Origin of the sequence: Paenibacillus oryzisoli, assembly GCF_001653565.1 — a bacterium.
GTDB lineage: Bacteria > Bacillota > Bacilli > Paenibacillales > NBRC-103111 > Paenibacillus_E > Paenibacillus_E oryzisoli.
Genome location: NZ_LYPB01000081.1, coordinates 13,462 through 37,132 on the forward strand (window position 1 = coordinate 13,462; position 23,671 = coordinate 37,132).

The 23,671-nt window shown below is 49.1% G+C and carries 13 protein-coding genes; 12 read left to right on the forward strand and 1 reads right to left on the reverse strand.

Annotated features, from left to right (window positions below):
* Window positions 1–319 precede the first annotated feature (319 nt).
* The 9 genes from A8708_RS24215 to A8708_RS24255 all read left to right on the forward strand — a co-directional run bounded on the left by A8708_RS24215 (window position 320) and on the right by A8708_RS24255 (window position 16,266).
* Complete coding sequence (locus tag A8708_RS24215) at window positions 320–1,816, forward strand: ABC transporter substrate-binding protein (RefSeq protein ID WP_167355925.1); 1,497 nt, start codon at window positions 320–322, stop codon at window positions 1,814–1,816.
* A gap of 273 nt (window positions 1,817–2,089) precedes the next feature.
* Window positions 2,090–3,007: an ABC transporter permease gene (locus tag A8708_RS24220; protein ID WP_068667889.1), complete on the forward strand. Its 918-nt coding sequence runs from the start codon at window positions 2,090–2,092 to the stop codon at window positions 3,005–3,007.
* A 14-nt stretch (window positions 3,008–3,021) separates the two neighbouring features.
* Window positions 3,022–3,924 carry a carbohydrate ABC transporter permease gene (locus A8708_RS24225; RefSeq protein WP_068667890.1) on the forward strand — a complete coding sequence of 301 codons (903 nt, stop codon included), beginning with the start codon at window positions 3,022–3,024 and terminating at the stop codon, window positions 3,922–3,924.
* A 114-nt stretch (window positions 3,925–4,038) separates the two neighbouring features.
* Entirely contained in the window at window positions 4,039–5,562 is a 1,524-nt protein-coding gene (locus A8708_RS24230; protein WP_082927764.1) for an ABC transporter substrate-binding protein, read from the forward strand.
* 156 nt (window positions 5,563–5,718) lie between these two features.
* On the forward strand, window positions 5,719–6,705 hold the full coding sequence (locus A8708_RS24235; RefSeq protein WP_167355926.1) for a hydroxyacid dehydrogenase: 987 nt from the start codon (window positions 5,719–5,721) through the stop codon (window positions 6,703–6,705).
* A 401-nt stretch (window positions 6,706–7,106) separates the two neighbouring features.
* The gene (locus A8708_RS24240) at window positions 7,107–10,616 is read left to right on the forward strand and encodes a right-handed parallel beta-helix repeat-containing protein (protein WP_068667892.1); all 3,510 of its coding nucleotides are present in this window, start codon (window positions 7,107–7,109) and stop codon (window positions 10,614–10,616) included.
* A 169-nt stretch (window positions 10,617–10,785) separates the two neighbouring features.
* Window positions 10,786–13,137, forward strand: a complete 2,352-nt coding sequence (locus A8708_RS24245; protein ID WP_068667893.1) for an AraC family transcriptional regulator — start codon at window positions 10,786–10,788, stop codon at window positions 13,135–13,137.
* A 142-nt stretch (window positions 13,138–13,279) separates the two neighbouring features.
* A complete protein-coding gene (locus A8708_RS24250) occupies window positions 13,280–14,968 on the forward strand; it encodes a DUF4091 domain-containing protein (RefSeq protein ID WP_068667894.1) in 1,689 nt (562 codons plus the stop codon).
* On the forward strand, window positions 14,965–16,266 hold the full coding sequence (locus A8708_RS24255) for a Gfo/Idh/MocA family protein (RefSeq protein WP_068667895.1): 1,302 nt from the start codon (window positions 14,965–14,967) through the stop codon (window positions 16,264–16,266). Before A8708_RS24250 ends, A8708_RS24255 begins: the two co-directional genes overlap by 4 nt.
* Before the next feature lie 125 nt (window positions 16,267–16,391).
* Here A8708_RS24255 and A8708_RS24260 read toward each other — a convergent pair whose 3' ends face one another.
* Complete coding sequence (locus A8708_RS24260) at window positions 16,392–20,507, reverse strand: OmpL47-type beta-barrel domain-containing protein (RefSeq protein WP_068667896.1); 4,116 nt, start codon at window positions 20,505–20,507, stop codon at window positions 16,392–16,394.
* A gap of 259 nt (window positions 20,508–20,766) precedes the next feature.
* Here A8708_RS24260 and A8708_RS24265 point away from each other — a divergent pair, with 259 nt between their 5' ends.
* Genes A8708_RS24265 through A8708_RS24275 form a run of 3 tightly spaced genes read left to right on the forward strand, consistent with a single transcriptional unit; the run spans window position 20,767 to window position 23,649 of the window.
* Complete coding sequence (locus A8708_RS24265) at window positions 20,767–21,801, forward strand: alpha-galactosidase (RefSeq protein ID WP_167355927.1); 1,035 nt, start codon at window positions 20,767–20,769, stop codon at window positions 21,799–21,801.
* Window positions 21,802–21,830: 29 nt separating this feature from the next.
* Entirely contained in the window at window positions 21,831–22,643 is an 813-nt protein-coding gene (locus A8708_RS24270) for an alpha-amylase family protein (RefSeq protein WP_068667898.1), read from the forward strand.
* 55 nt (window positions 22,644–22,698) lie between these two features.
* A complete protein-coding gene (locus A8708_RS24275) occupies window positions 22,699–23,649 on the forward strand; it encodes a carbon-nitrogen hydrolase family protein (protein ID WP_068667899.1) in 951 nt (316 codons plus the stop codon).
* The last annotated feature ends 22 nt before the right edge of the window (window positions 23,650–23,671 follow it).

Consider the following 23,671-nt stretch of genomic DNA (forward strand, 5'->3'; position numbering starts at 1 on the left):
TTCTTTCCTGTACGTGTTTGTTTCAAATAGACCTTGTGGCCGTCGACTTTCACAATCGTTCCACGGTAAGTACCGTGTGTCGTGTTTATCATAACTTCTCGATGGAGGTACTTTGTGCATATAGCGTAAGAATCCGATCGTTTCAAGGGAATACCCCCTTTCTAGCTGTATTAATCTAGTATATGCCCGTCCCATAGAACAAGTGCGAGTGTTGGTCAAATATTCTTGTGAGAGTGGATCAGAGTCCTATGATGTTCACTGGAAAGAGATCAGGTTATAATAGAAGCAATGCATGTGAGATCAGAGAGGGGGAATGGTCTTGAGCAAGCTAAACGTCAGGAAAATCGGGGGCTCGGTTCATGGTCGACGTTTCACACAGGTTGCGATTCTTAGCATTGTCGCGGTCTTGATGTTAGTCGCGAGCGGCTGCACGAAATCGGACCTTGAAGGCGATGGTGTCGGTGAGATGGACGAGCTGATCTGGTATTACCCGCAGAATAAACCGAATGCCGACTTGCATCTCGTGAATGCCGAAGTAAACAGGCTGATAGCGGGTAAAATTCATGCGAGCGTTAAGCTGCAGCCCGTTGATTTCGCTAACTATGAGCAGAAACTGAATACGCTCGTGGCGGCAAGCGATCCGATGGATATCGTCTGGACCTCGAACTGGCTGTTTCCGTGGGACGCGAACGCCAGAAAGGGAGTGTTCCAGCCGTTGGACGAGCTGCTAGAACGCCACGGACAGAAGCTTCGGGCCTCGATGTCTCCGCGATTCTGGAACGATGGCAAGTTGGATGGCAAGCAGTTGGCTGTGCCGAACTACCAAATTGCTGCTATGCGCCCGAGCTTGGTCATCCAGAAGCGGTTCGTCGATACATATAAGCTCGATTTAAGTGCGATCCGCAAGATTGACGATATTGAGCCTTTCTTGAGGCTGTTGAAGGAAAGGGAGCCGGGCATCGTCCCGTTCGGTACGACACGAGGCTTCTTTATGAACCACATGTACGGCATCGACTGGCGTGTGTCCGTATATCAGGGCGATGCCAATCACCGAGTTCTTCCGGATGTCACGCCGGAAATGAAACAGAACTTTGCTTTGGTTCACTCCTGGTACGACAAAGGATATATTAATCAGGACGCCGCTACATTGAAGAACGCTGCGGACGTCTACAATAAGGGGAATACGGCTGTCTGGTTCGATTTTACGGGGAAACCGGGCTCCGAAGCGGAGTTTAAGGCTGGCGATGGCGGCTTCGACGTCGTGCTCGTGCCGCTCGCGAAGCCGTCGTTCAACGGTGCAGTCAGCTCAATGAACGCGATTAGCCGGACATCGAAGCATCCAGACAAAGCGATGCAATTGCTCGAGCTGGTGAACACCGATAAGCAGTTGTACAATACGCTCGTCTATGGGATTGAAGGCAAGCACTATTCGCGAGGTGACGGAAATTACATCAAGCTGAATATGGATTCTGGGTATTTTACAAACACGGACTGGGTATTTGGCAACATCCGCAACGAATATCTGCCGGAGGGAGCGCCCCCTGACAAGATCGAACAGACTGTTCGTATCAACGAAGACGCTGAGGTATCTCCTTATTACGATTTCGTGTTCCGAACCGATGACTTGAAAGCTGAAATTGCCAATGTGAAAGCAGTGAACGACGAGTATTATGCAGTGCTCGCCACCGGAACGGTCGATCCTGCGAAGTATCTGCCGATTTACGAGGAGAAGCTGAATAGAGCTGGAAGCGAAACGATAAGATCTGAGAAGCAGAGGCAGTTGGATGATTGGTTGAAGGCGAAGGGAAAGAAGTAAGCATAACTGTATAAGCAAAGGCTGAGAACGACGGTGCATAACAAGCACACCGTGCGATTCTTGGCCTTTTTGGCGTTTCCACCAAACGATCCAGGTACTGACCTTCGCGGCGTTCTGCGCCCTACTGGAACTTCAGTTAGTAAAATGCAGATCGTTTACTTCAACCGGCGACAAAAGTACAGTTTTTACACTGTTTTATAGATGAGATTTCAGCTAAATTGATCTCAGGCAGCAAGCCAAGCAAATCGTTACAGGCAAGGAGGAAGGCATCCTATGAAGCGCAAGAAGGCATTCCGGTTTTTCGGCAGGAATATTGAACTGTTTACGCTCTCGCTTCCCGCAGTCATCTATATTTTTATCATGGCGTACATTCCGATGTTTGGCGTCGTCATCGCATTTAAAAATTATAAGTATGACAAAGGTATTCTGGGCAGTGATTGGATCGGTTTCAAAAACTTCGAGTTTCTGTTTAAAAGCGAAACCGCATTTCGAATTACCCGCAACACGGTCGTGTATAACCTAGGTTACATGGTGTTAACGACGATCGCTGCACTCACCGTAGCCATTCTTCTCAATGAAATTGCAAAAAAGTGGCTTAAAATTTATCAGACATCGTTGATATTGCCCTTTTTCCTCTCATGGGTCGTTATGAGCTACATTACTCAGGCGTTTCTTGATCATGAAAATGGATTTATCAACAGCTGGCTGGCTTCAGCCGGTATGGAAAAGATTTCGTGGTACTTCGAATCTAAGTATTGGCCCTACATTCTAAACATCGTGCATTTGTGGAAAGCGATAGGCTTCTCGGCGATGGTGTACTACGCTGGTATTCTCGGGATTGACGGAGAGTTGTACGAAGCGGCTCGAATAGATGGAGCAAAGCGGATGCAGATGGTAACGAATATTACGATCCCGCAGCTGACGCCTCTCATTATTATCCTGCTCATCCTTAGCATCGGGAATATGTTCCGAGGCGACTTCGGCTTACATTTCTTCATCCCGAACAACGTCGGGGCGACGTATTCGACCACCGATATTATCGATACGTACATCTATCGGGCGCTTAGTGAACTTGCGGACGTTAGTATGGCATCGGCCGTAGGTTTGTACCAGTCTTTTGTCGGTTTTGTTCTCGTCGTCAGCGCCAATTTAATCGTTAGGCGAATTAATGAGGACAATTCTTTGTTCTAAGGAGGGAACATTTCGTGGTAGTCCAACAGTCCAAAGCGGTATGGAGCCAACTCATCATACATACCATATTCATTTTGCTCACGATCGCAATGCTGGTTCCATTTGCCCTCGTTATCGTTATCTCGTTTTCTGATGAACAGTCGATTCTCCATAATGGCTTCCGCCTTATTCCGGATCAGTTCAGCGCTGCGGCTTACCATTATTTTCTGAAAACGCCAGAGACGATTCTACGGGCCTACGGTGTGACGATTCTCGTCGCTGTCATTGGCACATGCATCAGTCTAATTCTAACCTCTACAATGGGCTACGTCCTGTCCAGAAGGGATTATGGTCTGCAGCGAGCAACGTCCTTCTACGTGTTCTTCACAATGCTGTTCAACGGTGGTCTTGTGCCGTTCTACATTATGATGACCCAGATATTGCATTTAAAAGATTCCATATGGGCACTCATCGTGCCTGGATTGCTCAGTCCCTTCTACGTACTGATTATGAAGGGTTTCATGGCCAAAATCCCGACCGAGATTATTGAGTCGGCGAAAGTGGAGGGGGCGCGAGAGTGGCGGATTTACACGGCGCTGATTCTTCCGCTCTCGAAGCCAGCACTTGCGACATTGGGATTGTTTATCCTTTTTAACTATTGGAACGAATGGTTCAACGCACTTCTGTTTATCAACAACGAGAAACTGGTTCCACTTCAGTTGCTGCTCGTGAGGACCATGAACACACTTGACTTCATCACATCGCGTCCCGAGTTCGCCTCAGCGTTGGTTACGCTCAATGTTGATATGGGTGACTTTCCGAAGACGTCAGCTAAATTTGCTGTAGCCGTTCTATCAGCTGGTCCGATGTTGCTGGTATTCCCATTCTTTCAACGGTTTTTCGTTAAGGGTCTGACGATCGGTGCCATTAAAGGTTAAGTTGTAAGCCTCGGATGGGAAAAGCTTGAAAGGGGGCGAGCCGGAGTTGTAGGAATAGCTTTTCACATCCGCTTTCATAAATAAAATTGATAATCATTAAGGGAGGTTTCTTCATTGAAAAAGATCATAAAATCACGCTTTCAGTGGATGTCCACGCTCGCAGTTAGTTCCGCACTTGCCATTGCCGTAACCGGCTGCGGCAGCAGTACAGACAATACTAGCACGCCTTCCCCATCCAGCAGTGGGGCACCCGCAGCATCTGCATCCGATGCGCCCAAAAAGCTTGATCCGGTCGAATTGACGTGGTACTACCCACAGAACAAAGCAAATCCAGATCTACAACTCGTGAATGATGCTGTTAATAAGATTACACAAGAGAAAATTAACGCAACAATCAAGTTGATGCCGGTTGACTTCGGTACGTATGAGCAGAAGTTGAACACGATTGTAGCTGCTAACGAAGTAACCGATATTATCTGGACGTCGAACTGGCTTTTTAAATTCGATCAGAATCAGAAGAAAGGTGTATTCCAGCCACTCGATGATTTGTTGAAGAATCAAGGTCAAAAACTATACAAATCGTTAGAAGAGAAGTTCTGGAATGATGCAAAGTTAGACGGCAAAATCTATGCGATACCGAACTATCAAATCTCCGCAACTCGAGCAGGACTGGTCATGCAGAAGCGTTTTGTAGATAAATATAAATTGGACGTAAGCACGATTAAGAAGTTGGAAGACCTCGAGCCGTACCTGAAACAGATTAAGGATAACGAGCCTGGGATTATACCATTCGGGACCCAGCGCGGACCTTACCAAGGATCTCTCTACAACATTGATGTGAAGGGACCCGTTTACAAGAACGATACGACCTTCAAAGTCCTGCCAGATGTGACAACTGAAATGAGAGCCAATTTCAAACTAATGAACTCCTGGTACACGAAGGGTTACATCAATAAAGATGCTGCAACGATAAAAGCTGCAGCAGACGCTTACAACAAAGGCACAACTGCAGTCTGGTTCGACCATACCGGCAAGCCAGGATCTGAGGTTGAGTTCAAAGCAGCGAACGGTGGTAATGACGTCGTGCTCGTGCCACTAGCTAAAGCGGTATTTAGCGGTGCAGCAAGCACGATGAATGCAATCAGCCGAACTTCCAAAAATCCAGAGAGAGCGATGATGTTCCTTGAACTGGTGAACACCGATAAGCAATTGTATAACACACTCGTTTACGGTATTGAAGGTAAGCATTATACGAAGACAACAGGCAATTTCATCAAAATTAATCAGGATGCAGGCTACTTCACGAACACGGACTGGATCTTCGGCAGCATCATTAACGAGTATTTACCGGAAGGCTCACCAGCTGACAAATTGGAGCAAACAGCCAAAGTTAACGCTGAAGGTGAAGTTTCCCCGCTTACTGGATTTGTCTTCAATTCGGAACCAGTCAAGACTGAAACCGCGAACGTCAAGGCTGTAAACGATGAGTATTATCAGGGTCTCGGAAGCGGTACGCTCGATCCGGAGAAGTACTTGCCGATTTATGAAGAGAAATTGAAGAAAGCTGGCGCTGATGTGATCGTAGCTGAGCGTCAGAAGCAGCTTGACGCATGGTTGAAGGCGAATGGCAAGAAGTAACATGTGACGCATAAATCCTTGGAGTACCTGGTCTATCTCCTGAATACAGCAATGTATCTCAGGGATAGCCCAGGTTTTATGGGCTTTGCTTGATTGGTTGCAGCCATAGGTACAGTACTGAGTATGTGGAACACAAGAATGAGGGAGGACTTTTCAGTGAAAATTGCCATACTGCAAGGAAAAGACAAACGGGAGCGGATCTTCGGGCCAGAGCATCTGGCTCAGCTCCGGGAATTAGGTGAAGTTGTACTCAATGAGGACAATGGGAACCCATCGGAGGAGCAAGCGCGCACCTTAATTGCTGGAGCGGATGTGGCGATCACCTCATGGGGCTGCTGTGCACTGACAGAACGCGTGCTGGAGAGTGCACCGAATTTGAAGCTCGTTCTTCATGCAGCCGGCACCGTCAAGCCGATTGTTACAGAAGCGCTGTGGCAGCGCGGAGTTCGTGTAGCTAATGCGACAGAAGCGCTTGGCCAAGGGGTGGCGGAGACTGCGCTCGGCTTTACCATCGTGTCCCTCAAGGACATGTGGCGGCTTAGTCGGGAGACGGCGGCTGGCGGCTGGGGTGACGGTTCGCGCGTGCGCGAAGTGTACGGTCTGACGATCGGGGTTGTCGGAGCAGGACGTGCAGGTTCTCACTACATTAAATTGCTTCGCCAATTCGATGTCAAGATTGCGCTTTACGATCCTTTCGTCAGCGAGGAGCGCGCTAGGGAAATGGGCGCGCAGAAGCTGGAGCTGGAGGATTTGCTGCGAGTGAGCGATGTTGTATCTATTCACTTGCCGTCGTTGCCGGAGACGTATCATATGTTTAACGCGGATCGGCTGGCGATGATGAAAGACGACTGTGTGCTGATTAATACAGCTCGCGGTTCGGTCATCGACGAGGTGGCACTCGCAGCCGAATTGAGCAAAGGGCGACTGTTCGCATGTCTCGACGTCACGGATCCAGAGCCGCCGGAAGTGAACCATCCGCTGCGCGCGCTGCCGAACGTAATTCTGACCCCGCATATTGCCGGCGCCGTCAATAATGGCTTGGGGCGCATCGCGAAGGCGGTAGTGAGCGACTTGCGGGCTTATCTGGAGGATCGCCCCTTGAGTGGCGAAGTCCGGGCGGAGCAGATGCATCTGCTCGCTTGAGGTTGAGCTGCTATGTTGGATTTGCGTTAGCTCCACTGCATCAAAATAGATGGAAAATGTACAGCTAATCGTGGTCATTTGCGTGAAATGGAACAAGTAACTGGATTTTATACAGCTAATTTCAGGCGAGTTGCCCATTTTCGTGAAAAGTGTGAAATTTAACTGGATGTTTTCCAGTTATTGGCCTCATTCTCGCGATTTGAACGAAAATAGCTGTATTTTTTCCAGTTATTCCTATATGGGAATACTGGGAGGAGGTGCTGCCGTTACGTGACGCAACATGTCGAAGCGTTCTGCAAGGAAATAGCCAGGCTTGCAGGTTTTTGCAATCATTCAACAGAAAAAGGAGAATGTCAGCGAGTATACAACACAATATTAATCGATAATAAGGAGGCTAACTGATGAAGGTAAAGTCTACATGTCGTTTAGGTCTTGCTGCGATGATGAGTTTGGCAATGGTGATGGGCGCATTGCCCGCTCAGTCCGTTTCGGCAGATGCAACTACCTATTATGTATCGCAGGCAGCAAGCAGTAGTGATACGGGAAATAATGGGAAATCTTTAGGGGCTGCTTTCAGAACCATTCAACGCTGCGTGAACGCTTTGGTACCAGGAGACACATGTGAAGTGTCATCCGGTATTTATCGCGAGACCATTACGCCGCCAACCGGAACGGCGGAGAATTCTCGTATCACGATCAAGGCGGCAAACGGAGCGAACGTCGTGGTCAGCGGCACTGATCCGATTGCGAGCGCATGGACATCTGCAGGCATTACGGGAATGCCTGTCTATAAGACTCCTTACACAAGAAGTTCGCTGCTTGATGAGACAGAGGAGCAGTTCTTTGTCGTTCCGAAGGATACCAATGGCTATTTGTCCGCGGACCCTACCCTTCTATGGGAAGCTCGTTGGCCCAATATCAGTTCTTACAACTTGAACGGATTGAAAGATAACATGGCATTCATGCAGTCTGCCTCTAACCTGACAACCTCCTATACAGTCACGGACAGTACGTTGCCTAACATTAATTGGGTCGGTGCGACTATATGGGAGCGGGGAGGGGACGCCTACACTGGGCAAACCACAACCATTACTGGCTTCAATAACACGACGAAAACCCTGACGATGAATCCGGTCACAAACGATCAATCGTATTACTCGCCACGACAAGGAAATACCTATTTCCTCTCCGGCGTATTGGGTGCACTCGACGTGGCCAGCGAGTGGCATACGGATGCGACGCACCTCTACTTGTGGGATCCGTCTGGCGGTGTTCCCGCGAATGTGGAGGCTAAGACCCGCCAAACGGCTTTTAATCTGAAAGGCAAATCCTACATCACCATCTCCGGCATCCGAACAATGGCGGCGAACATCTTGATGGGGACGGTTGGCAGCACCCCGTCCACACATAATGTGCTAGACAAGATCAAAGCCGAATATCTGTATTTCTCCGATTACAGCCATGGCACATCGATTGAGAGTCAGCGCGAGCGGGGCATCAACATGGTAGGCGACTACAATGAGTTGAAGAACAGCACGATTGCCTATTCTACTGGAACGCTGATTCATATAGCGGGCAAAGGCAATCGAATCTTAAATAATAGCATTCATAATGGTAGTTACATGGCTACGCACGATTCGCTGATTCGATTATCAAGCGGAGCTGAGAACGTCATCGATCACAACGAAATCCGTGATTCAGGAAGAGGACTCCTCTCCATCTACCAAGGTAGTGGAGTGATCAGTTACAACGATATGTATCGGGGCATGAAGCTCTCCCGTGACGGCGGTCTGATCTATGCTTGGGGCTCTGACCTTGGCAACAGCGAATTCCACCACAATTGGATTCACGACAGCAAAGGAGACGACACGAGTGTCGGCATGTATTTCGACAACTACACGGAGAACGCGATCATCCATCACAACGTCATCTATAACAATGATACGGGGATTCAGATGGGGGCGCCAGGCAATTTCAAACTCGTCCACAACAACACGATCGTGAATAATGATAAGAGCGTTGGGTTTCACGGAGCGGCCGGTTACCCCGACGATTTCTACGGCACTCGTTTTTATAACAACATCATGACGGATAAAGCTTTCGCGATTGATTCGGACCGCAAGCTGTTTCCTACAACCGTTTCCCAAGGCTACAACACCCTATCGCCCGTTGGTTTGAATTTCATCAATCCGGCAGGCGGCAACGGGAACGACTTCAGGCTGCAATCAGGCTCCACTGCAATTGACAGCGGGGCGGCCATCGCCGGCATTACCAGTACATACACTTGGGGCGGGAGCGCTCCGGACGCTGGTGCCTATGAGTATGGAGGTGGCTCGAACAGCTCCAACTGGATTCCGTCTTACAATCACTCCAATTATCCGGTTACACCGACTTGGCAGTTGATTGACACACCCTATATGAATCGGGTTACGAATAGCGCCTTCGAAAGAGGGCTCACGGATTGGCTAACCTGGTCGACAGCGGCAACTGAAGTAACGGTCGGTTCGGATACGCAATTTGCCGTTCCAGCTTCACCGATGCCAGCCAAGCCGAATTGGATCAACCGGGGCAAGAATAACAAGCTTCGGCTTGGAGATGGGAACAGTCCTGCAGGAGGATCGACGGTAGGCGATGGGATCGAACAGTCCATCTCAGGTCTGAAGCCGAATACAGCGTATACGTATTCCGCTTGGATCTACAACATTCCGCTAGATCCCAATATTACGACACCGGTGTCGACGGAAACAATTTTACTTGGAGCGGAGAATTACGATGCGTCTGCATCGACCATGCCGAAAGTATCGGTAGCTTCGAGCAGTGGGAAGTACGTGCGCCAGGAGCTGAATTTTACAACAGGCTCGCTTACTGCAGCGAACGGAACGCCGATCAAACCGCGTGTGCAAATATTTAAAAACAAATCGTACGCTTACCATTACTCCTTCGCGGAAGACGTCGGTTTAGTTGAATCATCGCCGTTTAATTCAGGGCTTAGCGACGCTTCTAACCTGAAGGATGTGGCATTCGTTGGAGCGCCGGCTACAAGCACGACCGCGGGGGCAACAGGAAGTCTTACCTTGAACGGCACGCTGCAGAACGGTAGTAGTGCTAGCTGGACGGGTGCGACGATCACGTTTACTTCGAGCGATCCTAGTGTCGTAAGAATTGATAGTTCCACTGGTGGGGTGGTTTCCTACACGGCCATGGGTCCCGGTCAAGTGACCGTATCTGCCATTGCAAGAAAAGGAAACATCGCCAAGGCAACGAGTCAGATCGTCACTGTGTATCCGGTTGGATCGCCACCTGCGACAGACTTCACTGCCAAGGCATACGGAACGAATGCAAGTGGGTTTACGACATGGAACAGCACGACAAATACGTATATACTTGTCGGCAAAGGGGATAATGTCTGGGGCACTTCCGACGACTTCGTCTTCTTGAAGAAGTCCGAACTTAACTCCAATGCGGCCAGTTCCAAACTGACACTGAAAGCGAACATCGAGTTCAGCGCTTACGATCCGGCTTCCATCGGCCTTATGTTGCGAGAGCAGGATACGGCGGGTTCCGAGCATGCAGAGTTCCGAATGGACGGAGTAGGCGATATTCTCCGACTCGTGTTCCGGAATTCAGCATCGGGGTCCACCGATTTGATCAACCATTACAAAACCGGTGTGAAGCAAATACCAGCTTCCACAGGTGTGATTCCTCGCCTGCTGCCAATCATGCTGACCAAGGAAGGAAACGTCGTGAAAGGCTTCTATCTGGACGGCAATCAATACGTTCTATTCGGCCAAACGACGGTCAACTTCACGGATGGAGCCAACATTCTCGCCGGGATAGCACTGTACTCCGGCTCTGGGCGGCCTGAGGCCAAGGCGGTCATTACGGATCTGCAGCTCATACGCAATTACTAAGCCCAGGTCCCGACACACAATCGTACACCCTTCGGATATCCGAAGGGTGTATATCTACGAAGAGGAAGTATGCACTTCATGTTGAATTATGTAAAGGTAAGGCAAGCCGTAGACTAGATGCAGGAGCGATTGGCACTGTAAAGGAAGTCGTGAATGAGGGGATGTAACGATGAATAACTACTTGCGCAAATATCGAGAACGGAAATATTTCATGCGTATCATTCTGTCAATCAATTTGCTTATTATATCCGTTATGCTGGCCTCATTGCTGTCTGCTTTTCTATATTCGAAGAAGATTAGCTTGGATTCGCAGCAAGAAGCCAATGAGAAGGTACTTTCCCAGATCAACTACAACATCTCTTATATGAATGACACAGTGAAAAATTTCGCTATCTCCATGTTCTACGATACCGATATGGCGCATTTGTTATTCAGCGGGGAACAAGACACCTTTGAAGATACGGACCGCATAAACAAGTTGTCCAAAACAATTGCATATAACTCCTTTATCCATTCCATCGTTTTCTACAACAGCAAGCGAAACATGTTTTTTACGAGTGGTGACGATGCAATCACGAGCTCAACCAGTAACCTAATGAATCAAATCGGTGAATTTCTGAGTGGCGGCAAGCCGATTTACAAAATGCAGATGATGCCGCTCCGTTACGTTCCGGATCTTAAGCATCCAGAGCGTTCGCAACAAGTATTTTCTTTGTTCTTGTACGACTCGCTAGACGCCTATACGAAGAAGGAAAGCGCTCTGATCATCAATGTTAAACCAGAATGGCTATTTGAGAAGCTGGAGTTGATGAATCGACAGTCCTCGAATCGGTCCAATCGGATTTTCGTTCTGGATCAGAATAAAGAGATGTACAGTCCAGACGTTCAAAACAGCCAAGACTTAGGAGATCTGAAGGAACAGGTGTATCAGCAAATTGCTTCCTCGGGCCGTCAGGTATCCCAATTTACATATATAGCTAACGGAGAGAAGCAAATCGTCAATTATATCGTGAACCGCTCTGTCAACTGGGTAATCGTCGATGTTGAACCATATGTCGGTGTACTTGCTGCGGTAGATAAGCTGAAGGTTGTCTTCGTTACGGTCGCTGCCATCTGTCTCGTTCTCGCCGTTGTTGCCTCATTAATCATCTCGAACCGTCTGTATTCGCCGATTAATGTGCTGCTCAAGCAGACAAAGCGGCTGCCCGGCGGTGAGCAGGACCGTATGAATGAGGGGGACGAGATCAGCTATATCTCGCATAGCTATAACCATTTGATCGAGAAGCTCATGAGCGAGCAGACGAAGCACGACAGCAACGAAGCCATTGTGCGTTCTTACTATTTGCGTAAGCTCGTAACTGACAGCCGATCCTTCACGTCTGAGGAATTGGCCGAGTGTGTGCAGGGCGGATATATGAACATCAACTTGGAAAAGGAGAGCATCTTGGGGATCCTGAAATTTGATCGTTACCAAGACTTGAAAGAAGGAAGATTTGGTGTGGATATGAACCTGCTGACATTTGCCGTATCCAATATTATTCGCGAATTTGTAACGGATGAGCTGCGAGGGGACGTCGTTGATATTCGTGGTGAGCATCTTGTTCTAATCTTCGAAGCGGGTACGCGCCCGAAGGAAAGCTATTCGGCAATCATGAAGTTGCTGCAGCAGGCACAGCAAGTTATCGGCGATTATTACCACATCACCTTCACGGTAGCGCTGGGGGAGGTCGCCTCCCACTATCACGAGTTGACGGATCGCTATGAGAAAGCACTTGATTACCATCTATATAAAATGAACTTTGGTCACAACTCCGTGATCACACCTGAGATGGTACGGAGCAACCTCGCCAATCCTAAGGCGCACATTCCGCTTGAGCTCGAGCGGAAATTCGCTGAGGCGATTAAGGCGAGTCATCCGGACAGCGTCTTCCAGGAGCTGGAGCATTTACACCGATTGATTGCGGGTATGAGCTCCGACGCCGTCGTGCAATCGGTCATTCAACTCGGCATTCTCATCAAACAGACGGTCCGCGAAATTAACCAGAATAAGCTGTCGCCTCTGCTTATCGACCTTCGCTCCATCGATCGCCTTATATTCGAGAAGGAGACATTGGACGAAATTTTTGCGGAGTTCGGCGCCATCCTCAGCGCGATCTTCGAGGATCAGAAACGCGGGACAGAGACGAAGGACCATTTTATCATCGATACGATTAAAGACGTGATTCAAGCCAATTACTCCGATCCGAACCTAAGCTTGCAGGAGATCGCGGATATGCTGCGGATGTCCTCGGCGTACGTCGGACGCATTTTCAAGAAGCAAGAGACAGTCTCTGTTGCGGATTACATCAACGAAATACGGTTACTGAAATCGGTCATGCTGCTCGAGAATAATAACCTGCCTGTGAACGAGATTTCCGAGAAGGTTGGTTTCAGCTCACCGAGCTACTTCTTCAAGCTATTCAAGAAGCGCTTCGGCACAACACCGAAGGAATACCGCATCAAGAAATCACTGTCATTGTAGGTATACCGTTCCCTAACTTCATCGTGCATAAAAGTTCAAATTGTTCATTGATTTGGTGAAAGAAAGTGCGAATCTTGCACTTTCTTTTGCTTTTTCCGGGGGTTACGCTGATCCTATGTCAAGAGAACAAAGGGGAATACATATGCAAGATGTTTTTGTGTTTGAGACACAGTGTCTTCATTCCTTGGTAAAAGTGTTTCCGGACGAGGAACTTCGGGATGGGTCCTATACACGGGGCTCCGCTTTGCGCGGGGAAACCTTCGATTTCCAGGTAGCCTATCGGGCACCTGCTTTGACCAAGCCGATCCGAGTAAGCGTTACTTCCACTTCGCAGGCGGCCATTACTTTGCGGGAAGTAGGCTTGGCACCATCGGAACTGCCTTGCCAGCGCCGCCATGATGACAATGTGCTGCGTGTTACACCAGGCCTTTATCCTGACCCGCTTCTCCCTATCGACGAAGAGCAGGGTATTGTGGGAATCCATTATCAATGGCGAGCTGTCTGGATTACTGTGGAGCTGGCCGAGGAGACGCCTGCGGGCGAATATGACATAACAGTCAAGTTTGCCGCCATGACGGGGGAGATGCTTGGTGAAGAGAGCTTTCACTTGGAAGTCATCTCAGCCGTATTGCCGCCACAGACGTTGATTCATACGGAGTGGTTTCATGCGGACTGTTTGGCGAATTACTACGGGGTCCAGGTGTTCAGTGACGAGCATTGGGGGCTGATCGAGCTATACCTGCTTACCGCTGTGCGGCACGGCATGAACATGGTACTTACGCCCCACTTCACGCCACCGTTGGATACCCAAGTCGGCGGTGAGCGCCTGACGGTTCAACTGGTGGATGTGCGGAAGGAGGCAGATGGCACGTACGAATTCGGCTTCGGCCGTCTGGTCCGTTGGATCGAGCTGTGCGACAGGGTCGGCATCCGCTATTTTGAATTCTCGCACCTGTTCACTCAATGGGGCGCAAAGCACGCTCCGAAGGTGGTGGCGGAGGAGCGGGGAGAACTGCGTCGCATTTTCGGCTGGGACACGGATGCGACCGGTGAGGCATATAAGTCGTTTCTAAACCAGTATCTGCCCGCATTAATGGTATTCCTTCGCGAGCGTGGGCTTGAGAATCGGTGCTATTTCCATATATCAGACGAGCCTTTGTTTGAACATATGCCTTGGTATCGAAGTGCGAGCGAGCTGATGCAGGCTCACTTGGGAAATTTCCCAATTATCGATGCGCTGACGAACGTGGAGTACTATGAACAAGGGCTTGTCAAAGGGCCCATTCCAGCGAACGATCACATCGGGCCGTTCCTCGAGCGACAGGTACCTGAGCTGTGGACGTATTACTGCTGTGTACAGTACAGGCAAGTATCCAATCGCTTCTTCAACATGCCGTCTGCCCGCAATCGCGTGATCGGCGTACAGCTATATAAGTTTCAGATTGCCGGCTTCTTGCATTGGGGCTACAACTTCTGGAATACACAGTATTCGCTGCAAGCGATCGATCCGTATCGCGTGACGGACGCAGGTCGCAGCTTCCCATCGGGCGACGCCTTCCTTGTTTATCCAGGGGAGGAAGGGCCAGTAGAGTCCATCCGAATGGAAGTCTTCTATGAGGGATTGCAGGACCTTAGGGCGCTGCAACTGTTAGAAAGCTTAGTCGGGCGCGAACAGGTGCTGACCTTGATCGAGGAAGGGCTCACGGAACCTTTGAGCTTTAGCCAGTTTCCATCAGATGCGGAATGGCTGCTCGGGCTTCGGGAAAGGGTTAATCGGGCAATAAGTGGTGCATCTGCATCGGAGTCAACCAAAAGGGGGAGATTGTCATGAAAGCTGAGAATAAACCGATAGAGGTTATTATCGTTGGCGCAGGCAGCCGCAGTATGAATTATGCGAGCTATTCGTTGAAGCATCCCGAACAGATGCGGATAGTTGGAGTGGTGGATCCGAATCCGCTCCGACGTACGCATACGGCTGAACGTTATGGGATAGCGGAGGACATGATATTCGCGGATGTAGAGGCACTTGCAGCACGGCCGAAGCTGGTAGATGCCGTGATTAACGGGACCTTGGACGCGCAGCACGTGTCGACGAGTCTGCCGCTGTTGCAGAAAGGCTACGACTTGCTGCTGGAGAAGCCGATTGGGATCACAGAGGATGAGGTGCTGGAGCTGCACTATACAGCGCAAGCGTACAACTGCAAGGTCATGATCTGCCATGTGCTGCGTTATGCCCCGTTCTACGTGGAGCTTAAGCGTGAGTTGGAGGCGGGGACAATTGGGGACATCCTCCACATTCAGACCGAAGAGAATGTCGATTTTCACCATATGGCGACGGCCTTCGTTCGCGGTAAATTTGCGAATAAGGAGCGCGGAGGCTCGTCTTTCCTCATGCAAAAATGCTGCCATGACCTCGACCTCATCACCTGGTTCCAATCGGGAGTACGGCCGGTCAAAGTGAGCAGTTATGGCGGCCGCTCGTACTTTCGCGAGTCGCGGGCTCCTCAAGGATCGGGCAACCGCTGCCTAACCGATTGCGCAATAGAAGAGAATTGCGTGTACTCAGCGAAGAAGCTGTACGTGGACCAGCCGCTGTGGCCGGTTTATGTCTGGCCACGCTATCTCGACGGTGTTCGGCTCAGCGACGAAGAGAAGCTAGAGAGCTTGCGCACAGACAACCCCTTCGGCCGCTGCGTATGGAGGTGCGACAATGACATCGCCGATCATCAAGCGGTGATGATGGAATTCGAGAACGGAAGTACCGCCGTTCACAATCTGGTGGGCGGAGCAGCGAAGGCCTGTCGAACCGTGCATATTACGGGAACCAAAGGTGAGATCTACGGGGAGCTCGAGGAAGGCTCTTTCGTGGTGCGTCTCCCGCATCTGCGGGAAGGCGGCGTTTATAGCGAGCAACGTGTCGAGATTCCGGTTAGTCGGGATATGCATGGCGGCGGCGATCACCGACTCGTCGAAGACTTTGTGCGTGTCGTGCGAGGAGACACTTCCGCACAGTTCTCCACATCACTCGAACATGCACTCGTCGGACACCTTGTCGGTTTCCGCGCGGATGCATCCATGGAATCGGGACATTCGTTGGGGATTGATTGGAGCAGCTTAATGCGAACGTAAGACGGATAGAAACTCACTAGTGCCCGTTGTTCCATCATAACGCACCGAGAATGGGGCAACGCAGCCCCAAAACCAAAAGGAGCTAAGCATGTCATTCGCTTAGCTCCTTTGCTATTTCCTACTTCTTAGTTCCCGGCCATATCGTGAGGAACAGTGACAACGCTTGTAACAACGGTTTTATTGCCAGCCTTGTCAGTAGCTGTGTAAGTGATGATATAGTCGCGAACCTTCTCGGCTTTCAGACTGAACGTTGTAGCTGAAGTGCCGATTGCCGCTTGAATATCGCTTGGGCTGCTGGTTGGATCGCTGCACGTGATGGAGGTCAAGATGACTGACGCCACGCCTGAATCGGCATCGCTAGCGTTCACAGTGGCTTTAATAGCGATCATCTTTTTGTTTGGCGGCCAAATTACTGTTTTGTCTAAGGTTACGGACAAAGTAGGAGCAGTTACGTCTAAGCTGCCTATGATGATGGTTTTAATCGCTTCAGCATTGCCAGCTCTATCGACTGAGCGATATTGGACTGTATGGGTGCCACCTTGGGCGATGACAATAAGTCCCGTATACGTGTTCCAAGCTCCGTTGCTTCCGACTCGGTATTCAGTTTTCGCGACGCCGGAGAGATTGTCAGTTGCCGAGAGGGCGATAACTGTCTGTGCACCATAGACAGCTTCAGCTACCGTGGTTGGTCCACTGAGATCAGCTATGAACCCTACATTCGCTTCTTTCGTTACACCTCCGAGCGTAACGGATGCATGTACCGATGTGACACCTTCTCCAGTCGCGGTTACGATCCCATTAGCATCAACGCTCGCAACGGCGGGATTGTCGCTTTTGAACACGAATGTCGCCTGGCTCAAATCCGCTTGATTCCCATCGGATACCGTACCGGTCACCGTTAATGCCGCCGAGTTCCCTGCACCTATATACATACTGTCCGCTGTCATCGCAACGGAAGAAAGAACTTCTTCCACTTGTACGTCCAGTTGCGAAATGACCGCTTTAACTGGCGGCTTCCCGCTTCCCGAGAACATTCCGATACCAGCCAGGAAGTCAGTTCCCTCGAATTCCACTATCGTAGAACCTATGGACAGCCATTGTCCTTCTTTAAAGTAATAGCCTGTGACCTTGTTGCCTTCCTTAACCAGCTTCATCTGGAATGGGGAATTGATGCTTTTGCCTGCATAGTCCAAGAGAAGACCAGTCGACGAACCCCAATACTGTTGCTGAGCGGGAGGCTTCTGAGCATCCAGTATGCTTTCATTATTGCGGAAAACGTATCTGAGCACCTTGCCAGTTCCATCCGTTCGGAACTGAACATGCTTCGAGTCTGCTGCATCTTTGGCGCGTAACATTAATCCTACCGATGCTGGATCTGCAAAATCAAAGTTATCAATAGTAGCTGTTACCGTCACTTTTATATTGGGGTCGGATACATGGACATTCTTGCTAAGGTAGACAAAATCATCCGTTTTGTCCCACACATTGTCCCCAACGCCAACTAGCGAATAGCTGCCATCGGTACCAACTGTAACGAATCCTTTGCTATGAGGGCCGTATTGTTTTAACGTCCAACCTGTCGCTCCTGTATCCGAACCACCCGTAGGGAAGACAGTCGAAATCTGTGTTGCTGCTTTCGTAATCCCATCCTTGGAGACTGTTGCCGATACGGTAACTTGGCCTTCCGAAAGGGCTGTCACAGATGCGGTGCCATTACTGATGCCATTTATACGAAGAACCTGAGGGTCGCTGGAAACTAGCTGAACATCTGCATTGGAGAGGTCTGCCGGCAAACCGTTTTGCAGTGTTCCGTTAAGACTCAGCGTACCTTCCTGTCCGACAGTGAAAAGATTAGTAGGTGACGTAAACTGTACGTCTTTCAAAAGGCTTTGGCTTACGCCAGCATCGAACGGCGTGTTTTCAATCAGACCTGTATCATCTGCATAAGAAAGGCCGACAGCTGATCCTGGCTTATAGATGCGCACTCGGGCATCCGTATTCGTAGAACCTGTTCGGAACGTAATCTCTTTGCGAACGAATTGCGTATCCTTCGCAGTGATATCAATCGCGTTTCCGCCATAATTGAACACACCGAGAACGATGGATTCACCAGGCTCATTGTACACCCAAGCTACAAATTTATATTCGGTATCCGGTTTAAGACCTGTTATTTTCTGCTCCACACCAGCTCCGCCAGGGCCCAGCTTCAATCGGAATTGTCTTCCTCTGACCTGCCAGTCAGGTGATGCAGGTACAGATTGGACATCAGTGGTTCCGTTGGTCGTCCATTTGAGCCAGTTATCGGTAGTCCCGTTGAAGCCGCTGTTCTTAATCAGGTTCATATAAGGCGTATCGAGCTGGGTGTAGGTCACGCTTGGCGGATTGGCGAAATCCGGCCCTGCCTTCCAATTAACCCCACCGAACTCATAAGCTCCTGCATCGGGTGCTGGACCTACGTAACCGTCCGTGACTCCTGCAATGACAGCCCCGGAGTTAATAGCTGTCGAACCAGGATTTAACCGGTAGTCGTTAGCAGAGGGATTTATAAAATTCACGCCAGTACTCGATGTTGTATTATAGCCATTTACTGTATCTGTGGTTAAGGAGACACTGTTCGTAAAAATGTTGTTATACACCCTAGATCCAAATAACTCTTGGTTATACGGTGGAGATCCCCAGAAGCCTATGCTGCTGGTTCTATGATTCACAACCGTGTTGTTATAGATAAGTCGGTAATTACCCGGCGTATTCATCTGAATTCCTACATCGTTGTTGTAGATGACGTTATGATGCGCTACCACATTGTTCGCATAGTTATCGAAATAGAGGCCGACGCTCATATCAGAGCCTTTGCTGTCGTGAATCAGATTGTGGTGAATGTCGCTGTTGCCCATATCGAGACCCCAACTATATAGCAGGGCTCCGTCTCGGGATAACCACATCCCATTAGAGATGTCGTTGTACGAAATCTCTCCGCTGCCGGATCTCCAATAGATATTGAATCTTCCGGAGTCACGAATCTCGTTGTAGCTGATCAGGTTGCTGGTCCCGCTAGAAAGCTTAACCAGGGGATCATAGGAGGCCATATAGCTGCCGTTATGAATGATGTTGTTCACAATGCGGTTGCTATTCCCCTCAATATTAATCAACGTTCCCGAAGAGTAACCAATCTTACTGTTCTTGATTTCGTTGTTATTTCCGACGATGCTAATTCCGCCATTAAGCTGATCGGCATTCGTCGTATTCTGTGAATAGTTCGAGAAATACACGTAATCTGCCTGTATACCATCTAAAACGTTGTTGCTCGAACCATTCATCGTAATGTTGGCAGCGAAAGTACGAATTCCCTTCATTTGAATGAAGGATTTTCCGTTCAAATTGAATGCAGTCTTGCGCTTTTTAACCTCGACATTGGACGGAACACCGCCATCTGGTGCCCATAAGTAGACCTTTTGAGCAGCCTCATCCACATACCATTCATTGGGAGCGTCCAATGCGCCGAGAACCCCGCTGAGGAAATACGTGCTGCCGAGTCGAGGATACAATTCCTGATAATCACCTGTAATCGGTTCGTACGTCAAAGTATGGGTCGCACTATTGTAGCCTGTTACCTTGCTGGTCATGCCTTGGTATGCGTTCCCGCCTCTTTCCCATACTAAAGCGTTCTTCCAAAAGTCGGTAGGCTGCGTCAAATCTGAATCAACAATCGACGTCGCCGATCCTGCGTCGGCAGTAGCAACTCCTGCTTTTAGACCTGGCAGCGTGTATTCGCTGATATTTGGCCAACGTGCTTCCCATAGAGGAGCAACAACGGAACCATTATTGACGAAAAGCTGATTTTCTTTCCCAAGACTCCAAGTTAGATCGGTTTTATAAATCTGTCCTGTGTGTTGCGTCCAGCCGCTAATTGGCTCGGTACCGCTTACAATTACGTTAGCGCCAGGGGCTGGCTTAAAGGTAATGGGTTGGCCGTTAGTTCCAGATGCAGCTGGAGTAACTGTCTCGCGATATGTACCTGATGCGATAACACAGGTGTCACCGGGCAGCATGACTTGGGCGCATTTATTGATGGTTTTAAAAGGGGTCGCCTCAGAGTTTACAGCTGCGGCGTCATTTCCGTTCGTAGCCACGTAGTAAGTCGTTGCAGCTGCAAATGCGCTTGGTACAGGCAGTAGCCCGCCGACAAAACCTAGCGTCATTGTTAACGCTAAGCCATAACCAAGCTTCGTTTTTTTTCGCATTACACAGTCCTCCTTGAGTAATTAATATGGACATTATCCATACTTCTACCTTATCAATTGGGCAAATAATAAAAAGTCAAATATCCGTACTTTACTCCTAAATCGTGCTGAATAATTTATATTTTTGTGAACCGTGGTTTCTGGGCAGTACGAATTTAAAACATAGAGTTCCATAAGAGAGAAAAGTGCAGATCTTGCACTATTCTTTTGTTTGCATTCCAGTTTATGTTGGAAGAGTGTATGAATGGGGGGCATGATCTTGCAGTTATTCAATCAGTTTCAATGGAATCGGGCAACATTGCGGATCGAGTGCTCCGATCGAACATTCAATGGTGAAGACGCACTTATGGAGGAAGATGTGGAGAGGGGCCAACAGACATGGCGATGGGATGCTATGGCTGTCACTATGAGTTGGAGTCCCAATCAGGTGCGTAGCCTTACGTTTCATAATTATGGTGTTCATGACATTCATTTGCGCACAATTAGCATGGAATGGAAACCGATGGCTGATTATCCTTACCTAGATGCTAGAAACTATGTTCAGCTCCATCACTCTCAATGTTTTGAGAAACTTGCGGGTGTACGTCCTATTCATCGTCCCAACGATTGGTCAGATCCGACTGAAGCGTCTTCCATGGTTACCGTAATATCTCACAGACTCCCTGGCGAAGCACTGCTGCTAGGGGCTGTGCCTCCATATGAAGATTGCTTGGTTAGCTTCCCAATTTCGCACGAGAGCGCGCATCGAGACGGCGCTTTCGGCATAAGCGTACATTTAGCTTCACCTCGCCGAATACGTGCAAATTCAGCAGCGGTGCTGGCCAACTTGATCATGCTTCACGGCAAGAACGGGATTACCTTGTTAGAACAATATGCGGAACTCATCCGAAATTGTCTTCCCCCATCCCTGCTGAGCAAGGGGCGGGTAACCGGCTGGAATTCGTGGGATTATTATGCTGGAGCTGTCGCAGAAAGCGATATTATTGCGAATACACGTACATCGCGCGAACAATGGGCAGACTCGATTCGCTATATTGTGGTCGATGAAGGATATCAGTCCCAATGGGGGATTTGGGAAGCAGGTTGGAAATTTCCCAACGGTCTTCCTGCGCTTTGTGAAACGATTCGTGAAGCAGGCTTCGAGCCGGGGATATGGACGGCACCGCTCATGGTGAATTGTTCTACTTTCTTGTATAGGGAGCATCCAGATTGGTACGTCAGCGATAAAGTAGGCAACCCTTATATATTGGGTACGGTTCCAATGCTTTACTCGACATCACCCATCCTGAAGTGAGGGAGCATCTACGAAAGGTATACACCCAGTTGCGGCAAGCGGGATTTACGTACTTCAAGTGCGATTTCACGCAGATGCTGCTTGGCGCTTCCCGTTTCTCACGTGATGATATAACACCCGCTGGTATGCTTCGTGAATTATTCCATCTTATCCGCGATACGATTGGGGAGGATGCCTACTTACTTGCATGCGGCGCTCCTTATGAGACGGTCATCGGTATTGCCGATTCGCACAGAACGACAGGAGACATTCACCATTACTGGAGTCATATTAGGCAAAATATAAGGTCTATGTTTGCACGCTGGTGGATGCAAGGTACGGTTGGCAATACCGATCCTGATTTCGCTATTGTCAGGTGTGATTGTACGACGGACGATCTTCTTTTGAGTCGACGCCTGCCCAAGAAGCCTTGGCATTCGGGGGCCAATTGGTATGCCGGACGAGAAATGAATCTGGCTGAAGCGCAGACACTGCTGCTAGCCTGTTATTTGACCGGTGGTGATATGGTTCTCGGTGATGCATTGCACCGCATTAATGAAGCCGGGTTAGCTATGCTTACCACAGTTCTTCAGAAACCAGTTGAACGTGGAGTGCCGATCAATCTTTTCGATTACGATGGGGATGAGATGCCGATCGTAGTTGCACAGGGGGAGGGCCGTAAGCTTCTGGCCGTATTCAATCTTAGCGATGATTATAGGCCGAGGAAGCTGCCTCAGCCGTTTGCCGGGTTGCAAGGATCACACGAAGAATTTTGGAGCGGGAAACCCGTCACTATTTTAGAAGGGGAAGAAATCATTATGGAGCCGCATACAGCGCTAGCTTGGTGGGTCTCCAGCATATAAATCTAACCTTTACTTATAGTTGGGTTCAATATTTCACGTAAGGTGGAGAGCGATGATGGCAAACTATGTAACCATAAGTTGTTTAGGTCCTAGACCTTTGGTGATCGAAGCCGATGTGACTGCTCAAGAAGCAGTTGAACGGATGATCGAACATTGGCAGAGTCAGCTGGACCAGGTGCTGCCGGATCGTCCAGATTTGATTGTATTGCCTGAAGCCTGTGACAGGCCCGATCAAAGGAAATACCCACAAGAGCATAAACTAGCTTATTATCGGGTCCGAAAAAATCAAATTCGTGATTTCTTCGCAGGCGTTGCAAAGCAGCACCGCTGTTACATTACGTATCCCGCGCATATAGAAGCGGAGGATGGCAGCTGGCGCAATGCGATGCAGTTGATTGACCGCGAAGGCCGGGTGATGGGTGCCTATCATAAAAACCACCTAGTTCCTGATGAATATACCAAGAATCATATTCTTTATGGGAAAGAAGCCCCCATCTTTGAATGTGATTTCGGGAGAGTGGCATCAGCAATTTGCTTTGATTTGAACTTTGATGAACTTCGGCAGCAGTATGCGGAAGCAAAGCCAGATCTGATCGTATTTCCTTCCATGTATCATGGTGGGCTTATGCAGAACTATTGGGCTTATTCGTGCAGATCTTATTTTGCCGGCGCGATATCCGGTTTACCTAGCACCGTTATAACGCCATTGGGAGAGGTTGCTGCGATGAGCACGAATTACTATTCCTTTATGACAACCAAGATTAATTTGGATTACGCAGTTATTCATATTGATGAGAATAGCGCACATTTTCTTAAGATCAAACAGAAATATGGGGCAAAAGTTAAGATTCACGATCCTGGTTTTCTGGGCTGTGTACTGTTGACTAGTGAATCGGAGGACTTAACTGTGAAAGAGATTATGGCCGAGTTTGGACTGGAGCTTATGGATGATTATTTCCGCCGAGCTGAAGAGTCCCGATGTATGCCTGGGCGAATGGAACCTTGATTTGGACGTCTATAAGGAGTGA

Excerpts from the sequence above, each read along its gene's own strand:
- A8708_RS24220 (WP_068667889.1), top strand. The coding sequence starts at position 2,090 with ATGAAGCGCAAGAAGGCATTCCGGTTTTTCGGCAGGAATATTGAACTG.
- A8708_RS24240 (WP_068667892.1), top strand. The coding sequence starts at position 7,107 with ATGAAGGTAAAGTCTACATGTCGTTTAGGTCTTGCTGCGATGATGAGT.
- A8708_RS24245 (WP_068667893.1), top strand. The coding sequence starts at position 10,786 with ATGAATAACTACTTGCGCAAATATCGAGAACGGAAATATTTCATGCGT.
- A8708_RS24250 (WP_068667894.1), top strand. The coding sequence starts at position 13,280 with ATGCAAGATGTTTTTGTGTTTGAGACACAGTGTCTTCATTCCTTGGTA.
- A8708_RS24255 (WP_068667895.1), top strand. The coding sequence starts at position 14,965 with ATGAAAGCTGAGAATAAACCGATAGAGGTTATTATCGTTGGCGCAGGC.
- A8708_RS24260 (WP_068667896.1), bottom strand. The coding sequence starts at position 20,507 with ATGCGAAAAAAAACGAAGCTTGGTTATGGCTTAGCGTTAACAATGACG.
- A8708_RS24275 (WP_068667899.1), top strand. The coding sequence starts at position 22,699 with ATGGCAAACTATGTAACCATAAGTTGTTTAGGTCCTAGACCTTTGGTG.